The sequence below is a fragment of the Variovorax durovernensis genome, assembly GCF_977011995.1.
Genome location: NZ_CDRNCW010000001.1, coordinates 6,474,886 through 6,492,199, shown reverse-complemented (window position 1 = coordinate 6,492,199; position 17,314 = coordinate 6,474,886). Strand labels below are relative to the sequence as shown.

At 68.5% G+C, this 17,314-nt stretch carries 19 protein-coding genes; 11 read left to right on the top strand and 8 right to left on the bottom strand.

Translation table 11 applies throughout. The features are described from left to right. From ACWV14_RS30860 to ACWV14_RS30845, 4 genes are all read left to right on the top strand, one after another. Positions 1-513 (top strand): hypothetical protein, encoded by a 513-nt coding sequence (locus ACWV14_RS30860; protein WP_454905632.1) that lies wholly within the window; start codon positions 1-3, stop codon positions 511-513. Beyond that, on the top strand, positions 510-1,466 hold the full coding sequence (fmt, locus tag ACWV14_RS30855; protein WP_454905630.1) for a methionyl-tRNA formyltransferase: 957 nt from the start codon (positions 510-512) through the stop codon (positions 1,464-1,466). The genes ACWV14_RS30860 and fmt overlap by 4 nt, the downstream gene beginning before the upstream one ends. Beyond that, the gene (locus ACWV14_RS30850; RefSeq protein WP_454905628.1) at positions 1,466-2,206 is read left to right on the top strand and encodes an AzlC family ABC transporter permease; all 741 of its coding nucleotides are present in this window, start codon (positions 1,466-1,468) and stop codon (positions 2,204-2,206) included. Before fmt ends, ACWV14_RS30850 begins: the two co-directional genes overlap by 1 nt. Before the next feature lie 94 nt (positions 2,207-2,300). Beyond that, the gene (locus tag ACWV14_RS30845) at positions 2,301-2,639 is read left to right on the top strand and encodes an AzlD domain-containing protein (protein WP_198084019.1); all 339 of its coding nucleotides are present in this window, start codon (positions 2,301-2,303) and stop codon (positions 2,637-2,639) included. Positions 2,640-2,688: 49 nt separating this feature from the next. Here the strand turns inward: ACWV14_RS30845 and ACWV14_RS30840 are convergent, their stop codons facing one another. Genes ACWV14_RS30840 through ACWV14_RS30815 form a run of 6 tightly spaced genes read right to left on the bottom strand, consistent with a single transcriptional unit; the run spans position 2,689 to position 8,194 of the window. After that, the gene (locus tag ACWV14_RS30840) at positions 2,689-3,660 is read right to left on the bottom strand and encodes a Bug family tripartite tricarboxylate transporter substrate binding protein (RefSeq protein ID WP_454906136.1); all 972 of its coding nucleotides are present in this window, start codon (positions 3,658-3,660) and stop codon (positions 2,689-2,691) included. Positions 3,661-3,703: 43 nt separating this feature from the next. Further along, complete coding sequence (locus ACWV14_RS30835) at positions 3,704-4,681, bottom strand: MBL fold metallo-hydrolase (RefSeq protein ID WP_454905626.1); 978 nt, start codon at positions 4,679-4,681, stop codon at positions 3,704-3,706. Next, entirely contained in the window at positions 4,678-4,884 is a 207-nt protein-coding gene (locus ACWV14_RS30830) for a DUF2783 domain-containing protein (protein ID WP_454905624.1), read from the bottom strand. Before ACWV14_RS30830 ends, ACWV14_RS30835 begins: the two co-directional genes overlap by 4 nt. Beyond that, positions 4,881-6,533 carry an FAD-dependent monooxygenase gene (locus tag ACWV14_RS30825; protein WP_454905622.1) on the bottom strand — a complete coding sequence of 551 codons (1,653 nt, stop codon included), beginning with the start codon at positions 6,531-6,533 and terminating at the stop codon, positions 4,881-4,883. Before ACWV14_RS30825 ends, ACWV14_RS30830 begins: the two co-directional genes overlap by 4 nt. A gap of 7 nt (positions 6,534-6,540) precedes the next feature. After that, positions 6,541-7,662, bottom strand: a complete 1,122-nt coding sequence (locus tag ACWV14_RS30820; protein WP_454905620.1) for an alpha/beta hydrolase family protein — start codon at positions 7,660-7,662, stop codon at positions 6,541-6,543. Beyond that, a complete protein-coding gene (locus ACWV14_RS30815; protein ID WP_454905618.1) occupies positions 7,655-8,194 on the bottom strand; it encodes a VOC family protein in 540 nt (179 codons plus the stop codon). Before ACWV14_RS30815 ends, ACWV14_RS30820 begins: the two co-directional genes overlap by 8 nt. Positions 8,195-8,287: 93 nt before the next feature. On the opposite strand from ACWV14_RS30815, the gene ACWV14_RS30810 reads away from it, so the two are divergent. The 3 genes from ACWV14_RS30810 (at position 8,288) to pyk (ending at position 12,033) form a co-directional block, all read left to right on the top strand. Then, positions 8,288-9,193, top strand: coding sequence for a LysR family transcriptional regulator (locus ACWV14_RS30810; RefSeq protein ID WP_454905616.1), 906 nt, complete (start codon positions 8,288-8,290; stop codon positions 9,191-9,193). A 99-nt stretch (positions 9,194-9,292) separates the two neighbouring features. Further along, a complete protein-coding gene (locus ACWV14_RS30805) occupies positions 9,293-10,498 on the top strand; it encodes a phosphoglycerate kinase (RefSeq protein WP_454905614.1) in 1,206 nt (401 codons plus the stop codon). 86 nt (positions 10,499-10,584) lie between these two features. Further along, entirely contained in the window at positions 10,585-12,033 is a 1,449-nt protein-coding gene (pyk, locus tag ACWV14_RS30800) for a pyruvate kinase (protein WP_081268800.1), read from the top strand. 7 nt (positions 12,034-12,040) lie between these two features. Here pyk and ACWV14_RS30795 read toward each other — a convergent pair whose 3' ends face one another. After that, positions 12,041-13,057, bottom strand: a complete 1,017-nt coding sequence (locus tag ACWV14_RS30795) for a 1-aminocyclopropane-1-carboxylate deaminase (RefSeq protein WP_422084490.1) — start codon at positions 13,055-13,057, stop codon at positions 12,041-12,043. Positions 13,058-13,193: 136 nt separating this feature from the next. On the opposite strand from ACWV14_RS30795, the gene ACWV14_RS30790 reads away from it, so the two are divergent. The 4 genes from ACWV14_RS30790 to ACWV14_RS30775 all read left to right on the top strand — a co-directional run bounded on the left by ACWV14_RS30790 (position 13,194) and on the right by ACWV14_RS30775 (position 16,785). Next, positions 13,194-13,679, top strand: a complete 486-nt coding sequence (locus ACWV14_RS30790) for an Lrp/AsnC family transcriptional regulator (protein ID WP_454905611.1) — start codon at positions 13,194-13,196, stop codon at positions 13,677-13,679. Positions 13,680-13,714: 35 nt separating this feature from the next. After that, positions 13,715-14,644 (top strand): alpha/beta hydrolase, encoded by a 930-nt coding sequence (locus tag ACWV14_RS30785; RefSeq protein WP_454905609.1) that lies wholly within the window; start codon positions 13,715-13,717, stop codon positions 14,642-14,644. A gap of 64 nt (positions 14,645-14,708) precedes the next feature. Beyond that, positions 14,709-15,773, top strand: coding sequence for a class II fructose-bisphosphate aldolase (gene fba / locus ACWV14_RS30780; protein ID WP_081268804.1), 1,065 nt, complete (start codon positions 14,709-14,711; stop codon positions 15,771-15,773). Between the two features lie 106 nt (positions 15,774-15,879). Further along, positions 15,880-16,785, top strand: coding sequence for a phosphoribosylaminoimidazolesuccinocarboxamide synthase (locus tag ACWV14_RS30775; protein WP_454905606.1), 906 nt, complete (start codon positions 15,880-15,882; stop codon positions 16,783-16,785). A gap of 11 nt (positions 16,786-16,796) precedes the next feature. Here ACWV14_RS30775 and ACWV14_RS30770 read toward each other — a convergent pair whose 3' ends face one another. Continuing rightward, entirely contained in the window at positions 16,797-17,252 is a 456-nt protein-coding gene (locus ACWV14_RS30770) for an META domain-containing protein (RefSeq protein WP_454905604.1), read from the bottom strand. Positions 17,253-17,314 lie beyond the last annotated feature (62 nt).

Here is a 17,314-nt window from a genome sequence, read left to right as displayed (position 1 = left end):
ATGACGACGCAGTGCGGCTTTCGCACCTTCGCGACCCTGGCGGTCTTCGTGGCCGCCGGCCTGGGGCTGGCTGGCTGCGTGAGCGAGCCCGCGCGCATCCGGCCCGGCACCTCCGCCGCCGAAACACTGCAGCTGCTGGGCACGCCCACGGGCCGCTACCCGCTCAACGGCGGCGGCGAACGGCTGCAGTATTCGCGCATGCCCGCCGGCTTCGAGGTGACCGACATCGACGTCGACGCGTCCGGCAAGGTCGTCTCGGTGACCCAGGTGCTCAGCGAAGCGCGCTTCGGCCAGGACATCAAGGTCAACCAGTGGCGCCAGGACGACGTCATGGCCTTCTACGGCCGCCCCTATGAAATTTCCCGCGTCAGTTCCTTCGACGGTGCCGTCTGGACCTGGCGCTACAAGGCCGTGAACGAGCGCCGCATGCTGTACATCTACATCGATCCGACCGGCGTGGTCCGGCGCTATCACACGGGGGACGATCTCGAGTTCGATCGGATCCGCGATTGAGCCGCCTGCGCGTCGTTTTTGCGGGCACGCCCGAGTTCGCTCGCGTCGCCCTGGAGGCCATCTCCGCCGCCGGCCATGACATCGTGCTGGTGATGAGCCAGCCCGACCGCCCCGCCGGCCGCGGCATGAAGCTGCAGGCTTCGCCCGTCAAGCAGTGCGCCGTCGCCAACGCTTGGCCTGTGTCCCAGCCGCGCAGCCTGCGCCTGGACGGCAAGTACCCCGACGAGGCCTCGGCCGCGCGCGACACCCTGCTGGCCGCAAGGCCCGACGTGATGGTGGTCGCCGCCTACGGCCTGATCCTGCCGCAGTGGGTGCTCGACCTGCCTGCGCACGGCTGCCTCAACATCCACGCGAGCCTGCTGCCGCGCTGGCGCGGCGCCGCGCCGATCCATCGCGCGATCGAGGCCGGCGACGCGCAGACCGGCATCACCATCATGCAGATGGACGCGGGCCTGGACACCGGCGACATGTTGCTGCGCGAGTCGGTCGACATTGGCGACGACAACACCGCGCGCCTGCACGACCGGCTGGCCGGGCTGGGCGGCCGCATGATCGTCGAGGCGCTGGCGAATATCGGCAGCCTCACCCGCACGCCCCAGCCCGCCGAAGGCATCACCTATGCCCGCAAGGTCGAGAAGCACGAAGCGCTGATCGACTGGGCCCAGCCCGCCGACGCCATCGTGCGGCGCATCCGCGCCTTCGACCCGTTCCCCGGCGCCAACAGCCCGCTCGACGGCGAGGCCATCAAGCTCTGGGCCGCCCACGCGACTGCGGCCACCGATGCTTCGGCCACGCCGGGCACGATCCTGGCCGTTACCGACGCCGGTGTTGCCGTGGCGGCTTCCGGCTCGACCGTCACCATCACCGAACTCCAGCGCGCGGGCGGCAAGCGCCTGCCCGTGGCCGATTTCCTGCGCGGCTTCGACCTGAAGCCCGGGCAGGTGTTCGGCTGATGTTCCTGTCGACCGCCATCCGCTCGCGGCCCGAATTCCGGACGGGCGTGCGCGACATGTCTTCCGTGGCGCTGGGCATCGGCGCCTGGGGCCTCATGACCGGCGTGGCCATGGTCAAGTCGGACATGAGCGTGATCGAGGCCATTGCGATGACCCTGCTGGTCTACGCCGGCAGCTCGCAGCTCGCGGCCATTCCGTTGCTGGCCGCCGGCGCGCCGGCCTGGGTGATCCTGGCCACAGGCTTCTGCGTGAACCTGCGCTTCGTCGTGTTCAGCCTGCACCTGCGCCCCTACCTCATGCACATGCCGCGCTGGCGCCGCATGCTGCACGGCTACCTGACGGCCGACATGAGCTATGCGCTCTTCACCAGGAGGTACCCCAAGCCGCCGCTGACCATTGCCGAGCAGCAGTCGCAGGAGGCCTACCTCACCGGCAACTACTTCGTGACCTGGTGCGCCTGGATGGGCATGAGCATGCTGGGCGTGGCGCTCGCCAACTTCATTCCGCAGAACTGGGGCCTGGGCTTCGCGGGCGTGCTGAGCCTGGTGGCCATCGTCTGCTCGATGGCGACGACGCGGCTGCGGGTGCTGGCCGCGCTGATCGCGGGTGTTACCGCGGTGGCCGCCTATGCGCTGCCGCTGAAGCTCAACATCGTGGTCGCCATCGGCGTCGCGGTGCTGCTGTGCTTCTGGCTTGAAAAGCAGTTCGGGCTCGACCCGGCCGCGGAGGACGACAAGTGAGCGCCGCCCGGCCGCCCGAAGGCGCTCGCCCCCTCCGGCTGGAGGGGGGAGGCGAAGCGGCGCGGAGTGCGCGAAGCCTGGGGGAGGCCATCCGATGAGCGGCACCACCGACCTGTGGACCCTGGGCGTGATCGTGGGCCTGGCGCTCGTCACCGTGCTCACGCGCTGCTTCTTCTTCATACTGGACCGCCCCTGGGGCCTGCCGGAGTGGGCGCACCGCGCGCTGCACTACGCGCCGGCCGCCGCGCTCGCGGGCGTGATCGCGCCCGAGATCGTCATGACGCAGGGCCATCTGATCACCACGCTGCACGACGCCCGCCTCTATGCGGCGGTCGTCGGCGCGGCTTACTACTACTGGCGGCGCGGCGTGCTCGGCACCATGCTCGCGGGCATGGCGGTGTACCTGCCGCTGCACCTGGGCCTCGGCTGGTAGCGGGCGGCCGCCGCCGGGCCGCCCCTCCCCCTTTGGGGCTCGCGGCTCGTCAGTCCAGCTTGACGCCGGCTGTCTTGATGATGTTGCCCCAGCGCTCGCTCTCGGCGCGCGAGAGCTTGTAGAAGTCCTGCGGCGTGCCCGGCAGCGCCTCGAAGCCGAAGTCCGCGAACAGCTTCACCACCTTCGGCGCCTTCATGGCCTTGTGCAGTTCGGCGTTGAGCCGCGCCACCGCTTCGGGCTGCATGCCGGCCGGGCCGATCAGGCCGTGGAAGGCGTAGGCGTTGACATCGGGAAAGCCGGCCTCGACGAAGGTCGGCACCTCGGGCAGTGCATTGGCGCGCTGCGGCAGCGCAATGGCCAGCACCCGTACCTTGCCCGACTTGATGATCGACAGGCCCGAGGCCAAGTCGAGCATCATCACCGGCACCTGGCCGCCCATCACGTCGGACATGGCGGGCGCGGCGCCCTTGTACGGCACGTGCACGATGCTCAGGCCGGCCTTCTGCTTGAACAGCTCCATCGCCATGTGATGCGGCGAACCGTTGCCCGGCGAGGCATAGCTCACCTTCTCGGGATTCGCCTTCACGTAGCGCACGAACTCCGCCACGTTCTTTGCGGGAAAGTCGGGGTGCACCACCAGCGCCACCGGGAAGCGGCCGATGGTGCCGATGTAGGTGAAGTCGCTCGCCGGCTTGTAGGGCAGCCTGGTGAACATGTGCTCGTTGAAGAGCAGCGCCGCGTTCTCGGCCTGCATGATCGTGTAGCCGTCGGGCTTGGCCTGCATCATCACGGACACGCCGATGTTGGTCGACGCTCCGGGCCGGTTGTCGATGATCAGCGGCTGCCCCAGCGAAGGCTGCATGGCCTCGGCCAGCGAGCGCGCGAGGTTGTCGGTGCCGCCGCCGGCCGAGTACGGCACGATCCACTTGACCGGCTGGTTCGGGTAGGTGGCCGGCTGCGCCGACGCGAAAGAAGCAGCCAGCGCGAGGGTCGCGGCCAGCAGGGGAAGGAAGCGTTTCATCATCGTCTTTTGTCTCCGTTGCCTGTCTTGAAATCGGTTCGGTTCAGTCGCCGCGCAGCACCTGCCAGAGCTCGCGGTCGCGCTCGGCGGTCCACACCACGGGGTGTTCGATGCCGTGCAGTTCGTCATAGGCGCGCGACACGTCGAAGGGCAGCACGTGCTGGAACACGGGCCAGTTGCCGAAGCGCGGCGTCATGGCCGCCTCGGCGCGCGCGAAGCAGCCCTTGAGCGTGTCGCCCGCCGCGATGCCGGCCTTCACGCTGTCCAGCAGCGTCGACAGGAATGCCTTGGTCAGGCCGATCGCCTCGGCGCATGCCGCTTCGTCCTGCAGCACCGCGCCGCGGCCCGGCACCAGCACGCGCGGGTTCAGCGCGTGCACCGCGTCGAGCGTGCGGGCCCAGTCGCCGATGTAGGCGTCGCCCGCGTACACGCCGCAGTGGTTCTCGACCACGTCGCCCGAGAACAGCACGCCGCAGTCGGGCAGCCAGGCGACGGTGTCGCCGCTCGAATGGCCGCGGCCCAGCGCCATCAGCCGCAGCTCGCGGCCGGTGCCCGGGCGGGGGCCGAGCCACAGGCTCATCTCGCCCTGGAAGCTCATCGTCGGAAAGGTCAGGCCCGGAATCTCTTCCACGCCCGCGAACAGGCGCGGGAAGCGGCCCACCTCCGAATCGAAGTCGGCCTGGCCTCGGGTGCGGATCCAGTCGAGCGTGCCGTTGCTCGCGATGATCTGCTCCACCTCGTCGAAGGCGCTCGCGCCCATCACGCGCACCGCGTGGTAGTGGGTGAGCACGATGGTCCTGATCGGCTTGTCGGTCACCGTGCGGATGGCCGCGAGGAAGTCGCGCGCCATGCGCGGCGTGGGCCGCGTGTCGATCAGCACCACCTGCTCGTCGCCGACGACGAAGCCGCAGTTGGGATCGAAGTCGCTGATGTAGCCGTAGGCACCGGGCGCGAGTTCGCGCAGTTGCGGCTTCTGCTCGCGGGTGTCCGAGGCAGAAGCGAAAGAGACGTTGGCGGTCATGGGGTTGGCGTGGTCGTGGGGTTGTCTTCTGCGGCTGCATCGATGCAGGCCAGCAGCACGGCCTGGTCGGCGCACTGGTTGGCCAGCAGCAGCACGAGGCGGGCGTTGAGGTCGGCGCTGTGCGCCTCGCTCAGGCCTTCGTGCGCGGCGAGCAGGGCGGCATAGAAGCCGTCGGGGTCGGGAATGCGGGGCGCTGTGTTCATGAGGCGGTGTCGTGATGGGCGAGCGCGGTGCGCGCGGCGGAGGCGATGGCTTGCGGCGTGGGGTTCGCGAGCAGGGCGGCGCGGTAGGCATCGGGGCGCACCAGCGCGAAGCCGCCCGCGCCATCGATGCCGACGTGGCTCGCCAGCCTGTCGTCGGGCTGCAGCGTGGGCAGGCCGCTGTCGCCGCCCACGGCCAGCAGGCGCAGCGGCAATGCGGCGGTGGCGTCGAGCGCGGCCCGTGCCTGCTCGCGCGTCGGCGCGAACCAAAGACCGATGCACTGCGTGCCCTCTGCCAGCAGCTGCATCAGCGTCGTCTCGCGGCCGTCGGCCCAGCGCAGCGGCAGGTTCTGCACCGTGCGGCCGCCTTCTGGCAGCGCGGGCGCGGGCGGGTAGTCGTTGGCGACCGACATGCGCCCGGTGTTCACCAGCGCCCGTGCGAACGGATGGCGCGCCGCCAGCGCCACCACCGCGCGGCGCAGCGTGTGCTCCGCCGGCGAGCGCGGCGCGAGGAAGCGCGCCGAGCGGCTGGTCACCTGCAGGTTCTGCGCGGCGGCGGGCTGGCGCTCGGCGTCGTAGCTGTCGAGCAGCGCATCGCCGGCCTTGCCTTGCGTGACCAGCGCGAGCTTCCAGCCGAGGTTGGCCGCGTCCTGGATGCCGCTGTTGCCGCCGCGTGCGCCGAACGGGCTCACCACGTGCGCCGCGTCGCCGATGAAGAACACGCGCCCGTGCCGGAAGCTGTCGAGCAGATGGTCGCGGTAGCCGTACGGCCCGATCCACACGAACTCGAACTCCACGTCCGGCCCCAGCTGCTCGCGCAGCCGTGCACCGGCTACTTCAGGCTTGCTGATGTGGGCCGTGTCGCAGTCTTCGGGCATCTGGTAGTCGATGCGCCACACGCCGTCGGCCATCAGGTGCTGCCACACGCCGCGGCCTTCGTTGAAGGGCGCGTCGACCCAGGTCCAGCGCTCGGTGGGCAGCGGCTTCCTGAAGCGCACGTCGCTGATGCACCAGCGGTCGGTGCTGCGCGAGGCGTGCGCCTCGATGCCGAGCTGCGTGCGGATCGGGCTGTTGGCGCCGGTCGCGTCGATCAGCCGGTCGGCCTCCATGGTGTAGCTGCCGGCGGGCGTCTCGATATCCAGGCGCACGCCGTCGGCCAGTTGCTCGACGCGCGTCACGCGGCTCTTCCAGCGCACGTCGGTGCGGCCGAGTTCGAGGATGCGCTCGACCAGGAACCACTCGACGTAGAACTGCTGCAGGTTGATGAACGGCGGCTGCCTGGAGACGCTGTTCGCCTGCAGGTTGAAGTTGTAGACCTCCTGCTCGCCCGAGAAGGTGCGCCCGAACGACCAGGTGATGCCCTTGGCCGCGATGCGCTCGTAGATGCCCAGGCGCTCGAAGATCTCCAGGCTCTTCTGCGCATAGCAGATGCCGCGCGACGAGGCGCCGCGCACGCCGACGGTGTCGTCCTCGTCGAGCAGCACCGCATGCACGCCGCGTTGCGCGAGGTCGCAGGCCAGCGTGAGGCCGGAGGGGCCGGCGCCGACGATCACGATGGGGTGGCGCGCGACCTTCGCGCTGTGCAGCTCGGGCGGAGGCGTGAAGGGCCAGACCGGCAGCTCGTAGGCCGGTGCGAATGCATAGTTTTCCATGTCTCTTCTACAGCGCGTGGGCGAACTCCGCGATGGCGTCTGCCGCCTGCGGAATCAGGTGCGGCTGGCCCGCCAGGTAGTGGTTGCCGCCCACGATGTCGACGTTGCGGATGCGCGATCCGCCTGCCGCCATCCATGCGTCGCGCGTGCTCGGGAAGGTCGACTGGTCGCCGGTGTAGGTCAGCAGCAGCTTCGGCACCGTGGTGCGCGCGAGGTTGGTGGGGCCATCGGCCTGCGAGCGCGAGGACCACTGCGACAGAAAGGCCGTCAGCGAGGTGGTGCGGCCCATCGCGTTGGCCGAGTAGTTCACTTGGCGCGCGTCGCCCCACACGCTGCCCGGAAGACGGTCGTTGGGGTCGAGCGAGAGGTCGACGCAGCGCGGATCGGCGTGCGTGCGGTAGACGATGAAGGTCTGGTCGCGCGGCGCGCCGGGCGTGTTGCGCAGCAGTGCGAGGCGGTCGATGCACCACTGCTCGATGCGGTCCAGCCGCGCCTTCTGCGCCGCGCTGAAGCGGGCGAGAAATTCGCCGTCGTAGGGCACGCGATGGCGCGGGTCGTACATGTCGAGTTCGGGGTCCACCAACAGCGGGTCGTGCTCGTCTGTGACCGAGGGGTCGATCCAGTCGCGCATCAGCCGCGTGCGTCCCAGGTGCGCGGCGCACAGCGCGATGCCGTCCACCGGGGGCAGGTCGCCCGGGTGCAGGTGCGTGGGGTCGCCGTCGGGCAGGTGCGTGGCGGTGAGCTTCTCGGCCTGCGCCTGGTAGAAGGCCGACAGCGCGGCGCCGCCGGAGTTGCCGACGAGGAACACCTTCTCGTAGCCCGCCGCGCGCAGGTACTGCACACCGGCGCCCAGGTCCTGGATCGCGCGCTCCATCAGCAGCACCGTGTCGTTGCCCACGAAGCGCGAGTTCAGTCCCATGCAGCAGATGCCGCGCTCGGCCAGCGGGCCGATCAGGTAGTGGCCCATGAAGTTGCTGGTCGGGTGCATCACGATGGCCGCGACCTTCTTCGGCCCTTGCGGTGCTTGGTAGGCGCCGTAGATGCGCGGGCGCAGCAGCTGCAGGCCCGACTGGCTCTCCATCGAGGCCCCGGGCTTCACGTCGATGACGGCGAGTTGCAGCTCAGGCATTCGACGCACTCCTTGCCGCGCGCAGCTCGGCCTTGCGCGCGGTCCAGGCGTCGAGGTCGGACCGGGCGCGCAGCGCATGCGCGTCCATCTCGGCCTGCGGCACGGTCGGCGTGGTCAGCTCCACGCGGATGCCGTTGGGGTCGAAGAAGTAGATCGACTCGATGATGTGGTGGTCGGTCACGCCCAGCACCTCGACGCCCGCGCCCTCGAGCCGCGCCTTGGCGGCCAGCAGGTCGTCCACCGAATCGACGCGCAGCGCAATGTGGTTGACCCACGAGGGCGTGTTGGGCGAAGGCAGCGCGGCAATGTCGTCGCCCAGGTCGAAGAAGGCGATGTACGAGCCGTCGCGCATCTGGAAAAAGATGTGCACGTAGGGGCAGTACTCGCCCGTGCTCGGCACGTGGTCGCTCTTGATGACGTGGGCCAGCGGCAGGCCCAGCAGGTCTTCGTAGAAGCGGCGGGTTTCCTCGCTGTCGCGGCAGCGCCAGGCGAAGTGGTGCAGCCCGCGCACGGGCGGTGGTGGGGTTGGCATGGCTCTCGTGTCTCCGGTGAGCCGGTATTGGGCGATGCCGGGTCTTATGATGCAATCGAAATTAATTCATCGATTGATGAAATAACCATATATATGAACCTCACCCTGCGCCAGCTGCGCGCCTTTGCCGCCGTGGCCGAAAGCGGCAGCTTCACCGCCGCGGCGCAGCAGCTGCACCTCACGCAGTCGGCGCTCAGCGTGCTGGTGCGCGAGCTCGAACGCGAAATGGGCGTGCAGCTGCTCGACCGCAACACCCGCAGCGTGCAGCTGTCGGAGGCGGGGCGCGAGTTCTTGCCGTCGGTGCACCGGCTGCTCGGCGACCTGGCGGGCGCGGTGGCCGGCGTCACCGATCTGCGTGACAAGAAGAAAGGCTTGTTGCGGCTTGCGGCACCGCAGCTCATGGCCTGCACGCTGATGCCGCGCGTGATCGCGGTCTACCGCGAGGCCTATCCCGACGTGGACGTGCGGCTGGCCGACACCCTGCCGGAGCACCTGCTGGCGGGCGTGACGGCCGGCGACGTGGAGCTGGCCGTGGGTCAGGACGTGGCCGTCGACGGCGCCATCGAGCGCCGCACGCTGTTTCGCGACCGGCACTGGCTGATCTGCCCGCCGGAACACGCCTTTGCCAACCGCCGCAAGGTGCGCTGGCACGAGCTGGGCCCCTACACCTTCATCGCGCCCACGCGCGATTTCCGCCAGCGCGTGCTGCCCGAACTGGCCCCGGCCGAGCGCGACTACATGCTGCGCCCCGGCACGCAGGAGGTGTCGTACATGACCACCGCGCTCGGCATGGTGGCCTCGGGGCTGGGGCTCACGGTGTGCCCGACCTACTCCGCGCCGCTGGTGCGCGCCCACGGGCTGCGCATGGTGCGGCTCGAATCGCCCGACTTCCACCGCGAGGTGTGCGTCTACAGCGCGGCCCGGCGCAGCCTTTCGCCGGCGGCCGCGGGCTTCGTCGAGATACTGGAGCAGTTCGCCAGGGCGCAGCAAAAGGCCTGAAGGCCTGAAAAGCATCGGCCCGCGGCAAGAAGCGCTCAGGGCGGCCACAGGGCCAAACCTACAATGCAGGCCGACCCGTCTTCCACCTCTTCCAGACCCATGAACGTCATTCGATTCACCGACCTCTGCGCACAGGGCAAAGCCGCCGGCCAACGCGTCTTCATCCGTGCCGACCTCAACGTGCCGCAGGACGACGCCGGCAACATCACCGAAGACACGCGCGTGCGCGCCTCGGTGCCCTGCATCCAGCTGGCGCTCGACGCCGGCGCGGCCGTGATGGTCACTTCGCACCTGGGCCGCCCGACCGAAGGCGAGTTCAAGCCCGAAGACTCGCTGGCCCCCGTCGCCAAGCGCCTGGGCGAGCTGCTCGGCCACCCGTACGAAAATGGGGTGCCGCTGGTCTCCAACTGGGTCGACGGCGTCGACGTCAAGCCCGGCCAGGTCGTACTGCTCGAGAACTGCCGCGTCAACAAGGGCGAGAAGAAGAACGACGAGGCGCTGGCCCGCAAGCTTGCAGCGCTCACCGACATCTACGTGAACGACGCTTTCGGCACCGCCCACCGTGCCGAGGCCACCACCTACGGCATCGCGCAGTTCGCGAAGATCGCCGCGGCCGGCCCGCTGCTGGCGGCCGAGATCGACGCCATCACCAAGGCCCTGGCACAGCCCAAGCGGCCGCTGGTGGCCATCGTGGCGGGCTCGAAGGTCAGCACCAAGCTCACCATCCTCAAGAGCCTGTCGGCCAATGTCGACCAGCTGATCGTGGGCGGCGGCATCGCCAACACCTTCATGCTGGCCGCCGGCCTGAAGATCGGCAAGTCGCTGGCCGAGCCCGACCTGGTCGACCAGGCCAAGGCGGTGATCGACGCCATGCGCGCGCGCGGCGCCGACGTGCCGATTCCGGTGGACGTGGTCACGGCCAAGACCTTCGCGGCCGATGCGGCCGCCACCGTCAAGGACGCGAGCGACGTGGCCGACGACGACCTGATCCTGGACATCGGTCCCAAGACCGCCGCGATCCTGGCCGCGCAGCTGCGCGAAGCCGGCACCATCGTCTGGAACGGCCCGGTGGGCGTGTTCGAGTTCGACGCCTTCGCGGGCGGCACCAAGGCCATCGCGCAGGCGATTGCCGAAAGCAGCGCGTTCTCGATCGCCGGCGGCGGCGACACGCTGGCGGCCATCGCCAAGTACGGCATCGAGAAGCAGGTCGGCTACATCTCGACTGGCGGCGGCGCCTTCCTTGAAGTGCTGGAAGGCAAGACGCTGCCGGCCTTCGAGATCCTGTCCAAACGCGCGGCCGGCTGATGCCGGCGGCGGGAAAGCCCGTGGGGTGACTTCCGTCAGACACACAAAGTGTATACAGTAGCGAATACAAAACGGAGACTACCCTCATGAGCACGGACCGCATCCCCCGCCACGCCACCAAGATCGTTGCCACGCTCGGTCCGGCGTCCAACACGCCGGAACTGCTGGAAAAGATGATCCTGGCCAAGGTCAGCGTGGTGCGGCTGAACTTCAGCCACGGCACGGCGCAGGACCACATCGACCGCGCGGCCATGGTGCGCGAAGCCGCCCGCAAGACGGGCCGCGAAGTGGCCATCATGGCCGACCTGCAGGGCCCCAAGATCCGCGTGGGCAAGTTCGCGCAGGGCAAGGTCTGGCTGGAGCCGGGCGCCAAGTTCGTGCTCGACGCCTCGCGCACCGAGCCCGGCGACGTCGATGCCGTGGGCCTCGACTACAAAGACCTGCCGCGCGACGTGAAGCCCGGCGACAAGCTGCTGCTGAACGACGGCCTCATCGTGCTCACGGTCGACGCCGTCAAGGGCGAGGCGGTGCACACCACCGTCAAGCTCGGCGGCGAGCTGTCGAACAACAAGGGCATCAACAAGCAGGGCGGCGGCCTCACGGCGCCCGCGCTGACGGCCAAGGACATGGAAGACATCAAGACCGCGATGAGCTTCCAGGCCGACTACGTGGCCGTGAGCTTCCCCAAGAACGCCACCGACATGGAAATGGCGCGCCAGCTGTGCAACGTGGCTGCGGCAGAGTACGGCCACAAGCCCGGCATGATCGCCAAGATCGAGCGGGCCGAAGCCATTCCCAAGCTGGAAGAAATCCTGCGCGCCAGCGACGGCATCATGGTCGCGCGCGGCGACCTCGCGGTCGAGGTGGGCAACGCGGCAGTGCCCGCGCTCCAGAAGAAGATGATCCGCATGGCGCGCGACATGGACAAGGTGGTCATCACCGCGACCCAGATGATGGAGTCGATGATCACCAACCCCGTGCCCACGCGCGCCGAGGTGAGCGACGTGGCCAACGCCGTGCTCGACGGCACCGACGCAGTCATGCTCTCCGCCGAGACCGCCTCGGGCCGCTACCCGCTCGAGACCGTGCAGGAGATGAGCCGCATCTGCGAAGCCGCCGAAGCGGCCGAAGACAAGACGCTCGACGCCGACTTCAGCGGCAAGACCTACAGCCGCATCGACCAGTCGATCGCCATGGGCGCGCTGTTCACGGCGCACCACCTGGGCGCCAAGGCCATCGTGGCGCTGACCGAGTCGGGCGCCACCATGCTGTGGATGAGCCGCCACCGCGCGCACATTCCCATGTACGCGCTGACCTCGCGGCTGGCCACGCAGCGCAAGCTGGCGCTGTACCGCAACGTGCGCCCGCTGCTGATGGACTCGGAAAGCGACCGCGACACCGCGCTGCTGCAGGCCGAGAACCACCTGAAGAAGCGCGGCATCGTGCAGACCGGCGACGTCTACGCCATCACCTGCGGTGAGCCGATGGGTGCCCCGGGCGGCACCAACATGCTGAAGATTTGCCGCGCGAGCTGACCCCCGGTCAGCCGTTGCGGAACAGGAAGCTGTAGGCGTTCAGCGCGGGCACCCCGCCCAGGTGCGCATACAGCACCTTCGAGCCGGCCGGGAATTCCCCGAGCCGCACCTTCTCGATCATCCCGTGCATCGACTTGCCCTCGTACACGGGGTCGGTCAGCATCCCCTCGAAGCGCGCGCTCAGGCGGATGGCCTCCAGCGTGCCGTCGTTCGGCAGCCCGTATTCGGGGCCGCCGAAGCGGCGGTCGAGCACCACGTCTTTCTCGGTGATGTCGCGGCCCAGTTCGACCAGCTCGGCCGTGTTCTTCGCGATGCGCAGGATCTGGTCGAAGGTCTGCTGCGGCTTGGCCGAGGCGTCAATGCCGATCACCCGGTCGGCCCGGCCGTCGGCCGCAAAGCCCACCACCATGCCGGCCTGCGTGCTGCCGGTGACCGCGCAGACCACGATGTAGTCGAACTTGAAGCCCAGCTCGGCCTCCTGCTGGCGCACTTCTTCGGCAAAGCCCACGAAGCCGAGCCCGCCGCGCGGATGCTCCGAGCAGCCCGCCGGAATCGGAAACGGCTTGCCGCCGGCCTTGCGCACGCTCTCCATCGCGTCTTCCCAGCTCTTGCGGATGCCGATGTCGAAACCCGCTGCGTCCAGCCGCACGTCGGCGCCCATGATGCGCGACATCTCGATGTTGCCCACGCGGTCGTACACCGCGTCGGAGTAGTTGACCCAGTTCTCCTGCACCAGCACGCACTTCAGGCCCAGGTGCGCGGCCACCGCGGCCACCTGCCGCGTCTGGTTCGACTGGATGCCGCCGATGGACACCAGCGTGTCATAGCCGCCTTCCAGCGCCTCGGGAATGAGGTATTCGAGCTTGCGCGTCTTGTTGCCGCCGAAGGCCAGGCCGCTGTTGCAGTCCTCGCGCTTGGCATAGAGATCGACCTTGCCGCCCAGGTGGGCGCTCAGCCGCTTCAGCGGGTGGATCGGCGTCGGGCCGAAGGTCAGGGCGTGGCGGGGAAACTTCTTCAGGTTCATGAGGGTGGCTCCGGTGCGTTGAAGCCACTGATCGTAGGAAGAAGGGTTCGCAACGTGCTTGCGAAGTTCAATGGCTTTCCGTAATAAAAAAAGGCAGGATTGCCATCTTCGGAACTTTCAATCTGCGAAGTTGCCAATGAACACAACAAAGTTGCGTACCCCGCCGGAGCTGGACCGCATCGACCGCGCCATCCTGCGCGCCCTTCAGCGCGACGCTTCGCTGTCGAACGTGGCGCTCGCGGCCAAGGTCAACCTCAGCGCCGCCGCCTGCCTGCGCCGGGTCGAGCGGCTCAAGGCGGCGGGGCTCATCAAGGGCGTGGTGGCGCTGCTCGATGCCGACGCGCTCGACCTCGGCATGCTGGTGATGATCGGCGTGGTGCTCGACCGCTCCACGCCCGACTCTTTCGCCGACTTCGAGAAGGCCGCGCAGAAGGTCCTGGGCTGCCTCGAGTGCCACGTGGTCACCGGCGAGTTCGACTACTTCATGCTCGTTCGCACCCGCGACAACGACAGCTTCAACCGCCTGCACGCCGAACAGCTGCTCTACCTGCCCGGGGTGCGCCAGATCCGCACCTTCGTCGTTCTCAAGCAGGTTCTGTCAACCACGCAGCTTCCGATCTGACGAAACCGCTGCCTGCCTTCGTGCGTACTGGTGCGATGAGCTTTCCCCCATTCGCGTCACTCCGCCGGCGCCGCAGCGCTTTCTTCACCGCCTTCACAGTCACCGCCGCCGCCGTGCTCTCGGCCTGTTCGCCGGTCAAGGTGCTCAACGGCCTGGTGCCCGGCGACACCTACCAGTTCCAGGGCGGCATCGCCTACGGCCGGACACCGCGCCAGATGCTCGACGTGTACCAGCCGCTGCCGTCCACGCAACCGGCCCGGGGCTCCCGCCCGCTGGTGGTGTTTTTCTTCGGCGGTACCTGGACCAACGGCGACCGCGCCAGCTACAAGTTCGTCGGCGAGGCGCTGGCCGCGCGCGGCGCGGTGGTGGTGATTCCCGACTACGGCCTGTCGCCCACCTTCACCTATCCGGTCTTCGTGCGCGACAGCGCGCTGGCCGTCAAATGGGCGCTCGACAACGCCGCGCAGCTGGGCGCGGACCCGAAGCAGGTCTACGTGATGGGGCACAGCTCCGGCGGCTACAACGCCGCGATGGTGGCGCTCGACGAGCGCTGGCTGGCCGAGGTGGGCGCCAGCCCGAGGCAGCTCGCGGGCTGGATCGGCCTGGCTGGCCCCTACGACTTCCTGCCCATCGGCGACCCGCAGGCGCAGGCCGCCTTCAACTGGCCGAACACCCCGCCCAACTCGCAGCCGCTGGCGCACGTCACCCCGGCGGCGCCCCGCGCGCTGCTCCTGGCGGCCTCCAAGGACAACCTGGTCTACCCCGACCGCAACACCGGCCGGATGGCCCAGGCGCTGCGCGCGGCGGGCGTGCCGGTGCAGGTCAGGCTGTACGACAACCTGAGCCACGTGACGCTGATCGGTGCTTTCGCCAAGCCGATCCAGTGGCTGGGCGGGCCGGTGCTGCCGCCGGTCATGGAGTTCCTCGGGTTGGCGTCAGTGCCGTCCGACAAGGTCGCTCGGTAGAATTGGGGTAGTTTTTCTCGTCTTCCAGCCTTCTCTTTTTCCAATTCCCGCGAGGTATTTCCCCATGGCACTCGTCTCGATGCGCGAACTGCTCGACCATGCCGCAGCCAATGGCTACGGCATTCCGGCCTTCAACGTCAACAACCTCGAACAGGTCCAGGCCGTGATGGAGGCCGCCAAGGAAACGGGCGCCCCCGTCATCCTGCAAGCCAGCGCAGGCGCCCGCAAGTACGCCGGCGAAGCCTTCATCAAGCACCTGATCCAGGCCGCCATCGAGCAGTACCCGAACATCCCGCTGGTCATGCACCAGGACCACGGCCAGAACCCCGACGTCTGCAAGGGCGCCATCGACCTGGGCTTCAGCTCGGTCATGATGGACGGCTCGCTCGAGGCCGACGGCAAGACCATCGCCAGCTACGACTACAACGTCGACGTCACCAAGAAGGTGTCCGACATGGCCCACCGCCTGGGCGTGACGGTCGAAGGCGAGCTGGGCTGCCTCGGCTCGCTCGAGACCATGAAGGGCGACAAGGAAGACGGCCACGGCACCGACGACACCATGACGCGCGAGCAGTTGCTCACCGACCCCGAGCAGGCCGCCGACTTCGTCAAGCGCACCCAGATCGACGCGCTGGCCATCGCCATCGGCACCAGCCACGGCGCCTACAAGTTCACGCGCGAGCCCACCGGCGACATCCTGGCGATCGACCGCATCAAGGAAATCCACCGCCGCATTCCCAACACCCACCTGGTGATGCACGGCTCGTCGAGCGTGCCGCAGGAGCTGCTGGCCATCATTCGCCAGTACGGCGGCAACATGAAGGAAACCTACGGCGTTCCCGTGAAGGAAATCCAGGAAGCCATCAAGCACGGCGTGCGCAAGATCAACATCGACACCGACATCCGCCTGGCCATGACCGGCGCGGTGCGCAAGTTCCTGTTCGAGAACCCCGAGAAGTTCGACGCCCGCGAATGGCTCAAGCCCGCGCGCGAAGCCGCCAAGCTGATCTGCAAGCAGCGCTACATCGAGTTCGGCTGCGAAGGCCAGGGCGCCAAGATCAAGGGCGACACGCTGCAAGTGGTCGCCGCCAAGTACGCCAAGGGCGAACTCGCTCAGGAAGTCGTTTAAAACCTCCCCGCGATTCGAAGGCCACCGTTCGCGGTGGCTTTTTTCTGCGCGCACAATCCGCTTTCACCGTCTTTCAGTTTCCGTCGTTTCCCCACCGCAATTGCCCATGACCACCGTCCACACCTCCTCCATCCAGAGCCTGCCCCTGCTTGCGCGCGGCAAGGTGCGCGACAACTACGCCGTCGGTGAAGACCGCATCCTCATGGTCGCGAGCGACCGGCTGAGCGCGTTCGACGTGATCATGGGCGAGCCCATTCCAGGCAAGGGCGTGATCCTCACGCAGATGGCGCTGTGGTGGTTCGAGCGGCTCGGCCAGATCTGCCCCAACCACTTGACCGGCGACGCGCCCGAGAGCGTCGTCACCGAGGCCGAGGTGCCGCAGGTCACCGGCCGCTCGATGCTGGTCAAGCGCCTGAAGCCGATCCCGGTCGAGGCCGTGGTGCGCGGCTACCTGGCCGGCAGCGGCTGGAAGGAATACCAGGAATCGCGCTCGGTCTGCGGCGTGCCGCTGCCCGAGGGCCTGACCAACGCCAGCAAGCTGCCGCGCCCGATCTTCACGCCCGCCGCCAAGGCGGCGGCCGGCGAGCACGACGAGAACATCAGCTACGAGCGCGTGGTCGAGATCGTCGGCCCCAAGCTGGCCCAGCAGATCCGCGAGACCAGCATTGCCATTTACGAAACCGCGGCGCAGATCGCCCTGACCAAGGGAATGATCATTGCCGACACCAAGTTCGAGTTCGGCCTCGACGAGGCCGGCACGCTGGTGCTGATGGACGAAGTGCTCACGCCCGACAGCTCGCGCTACTGGCCGGTGGAGGGCTACCAGGCCGCGCTGGCCGCCGGCGCCAACCCGCCGAGCTACGACAAGCAGTTCGTGCGCGATTGGCTCGAAGGCACCAAGATCAACGGCAAGCCCTGGGACAAGACGCCTCCCGCGCCGCGCCTGCCGGCCGAGGTCATCGAGAAGACCGCCGCCAAGTACCGCGAGGCGCTCGAGCGCCTCACCGGCTGATTACGGCCTGATCAGCGGCCGCCGGCCGAGCTGAACGTCGCCACGGTCCGGCCGCCGGCGTCCAGCAGCGCAAGCCGGCCCGGCCCCGCAAGGCTGTAGCTCGCGGTGTTCTGCAGCGCCGAAATGAACTGCGCCTCGTTGGCCCCGCGCGTCGGGTCGAGGCAGGCCATGCGGGTCGAGGCCAGCTGGCCGATCTTCAGGGAGATGCCCGCGCGCGTGTACGAACCCGAAAGGCGGTTGCAGCCGCCCGATCCGCTGACCCGTCCGCTGCTGCGGTCGAATTGAACCTGTGCACCGCTGTTGGGCGCGATGGGCTCGTCGCCCAGTTGCACCAGGCGCCAGGTCGGCCCCTCGATCGGTTCGTCCAGGCTGATGCCGCTCCCGCATCCGGCCAGGGTGGTCGACAGCACCGCCGCCGCGAGGACGGGCAGCGCAATGCGGCGGGTAAGGCGGGCGAATGAGCGCATGGCCGGTCTTTCCTTTTCAAATCTGCAACAAGTTGAATCGGGCGTGATCGTATGCGACAGCG

Coding starts and splice junctions, on each gene's coding strand:
- ACWV14_RS30790 (WP_454905611.1), top strand. CDS start 13,194: ATGAACACAACAAAGTTGCGTACCCCGCCGGAGCTGGACCGCATCGAC.
- ACWV14_RS30850 (WP_454905628.1), top strand. CDS start 1,466: ATGTTCCTGTCGACCGCCATCCGCTCGCGGCCCGAATTCCGGACGGGC.
- pyk (WP_081268800.1), top strand. CDS start 10,585: ATGAGCACGGACCGCATCCCCCGCCACGCCACCAAGATCGTTGCCACG.
- fba (WP_081268804.1), top strand. CDS start 14,709: ATGGCACTCGTCTCGATGCGCGAACTGCTCGACCATGCCGCAGCCAAT.
- ACWV14_RS30860 (WP_454905632.1), top strand. CDS start 1: ATGACGACGCAGTGCGGCTTTCGCACCTTCGCGACCCTGGCGGTCTTC.
- ACWV14_RS30845 (WP_198084019.1), top strand. CDS start 2,301: ATGAGCGGCACCACCGACCTGTGGACCCTGGGCGTGATCGTGGGCCTG.
- ACWV14_RS30820 (WP_454905620.1), bottom strand. CDS start 7,662: ATGCCTGAGCTGCAACTCGCCGTCATCGACGTGAAGCCCGGGGCCTCG.
- ACWV14_RS30805 (WP_454905614.1), top strand. CDS start 9,293: ATGAACGTCATTCGATTCACCGACCTCTGCGCACAGGGCAAAGCCGCC.
- ACWV14_RS30840 (WP_454906136.1), bottom strand. CDS start 3,660: ATGAAACGCTTCCTTCCCCTGCTGGCCGCGACCCTCGCGCTGGCTGCT.
- ACWV14_RS30770 (WP_454905604.1), bottom strand. CDS start 17,252: ATGCGCTCATTCGCCCGCCTTACCCGCCGCATTGCGCTGCCCGTCCTC.
- ACWV14_RS30815 (WP_454905618.1), bottom strand. CDS start 8,194: ATGCCAACCCCACCACCGCCCGTGCGCGGGCTGCACCACTTCGCCTGG.
- ACWV14_RS30835 (WP_454905626.1), bottom strand. CDS start 4,681: ATGACCGCCAACGTCTCTTTCGCTTCTGCCTCGGACACCCGCGAGCAG.
- ACWV14_RS30795 (WP_422084490.1), bottom strand. CDS start 13,057: ATGAACCTGAAGAAGTTTCCCCGCCACGCCCTGACCTTCGGCCCGACG.
- ACWV14_RS30775 (WP_454905606.1), top strand. CDS start 15,880: ATGACCACCGTCCACACCTCCTCCATCCAGAGCCTGCCCCTGCTTGCG.
- ACWV14_RS30810 (WP_454905616.1), top strand. CDS start 8,288: ATGAACCTCACCCTGCGCCAGCTGCGCGCCTTTGCCGCCGTGGCCGAA.
- ACWV14_RS30825 (WP_454905622.1), bottom strand. CDS start 6,533: ATGGAAAACTATGCATTCGCACCGGCCTACGAGCTGCCGGTCTGGCCC.
- ACWV14_RS30830 (WP_454905624.1), bottom strand. CDS start 4,884: ATGAACACAGCGCCCCGCATTCCCGACCCCGACGGCTTCTATGCCGCC.
- ACWV14_RS30785 (WP_454905609.1), top strand. CDS start 13,715: ATGAGCTTTCCCCCATTCGCGTCACTCCGCCGGCGCCGCAGCGCTTTC.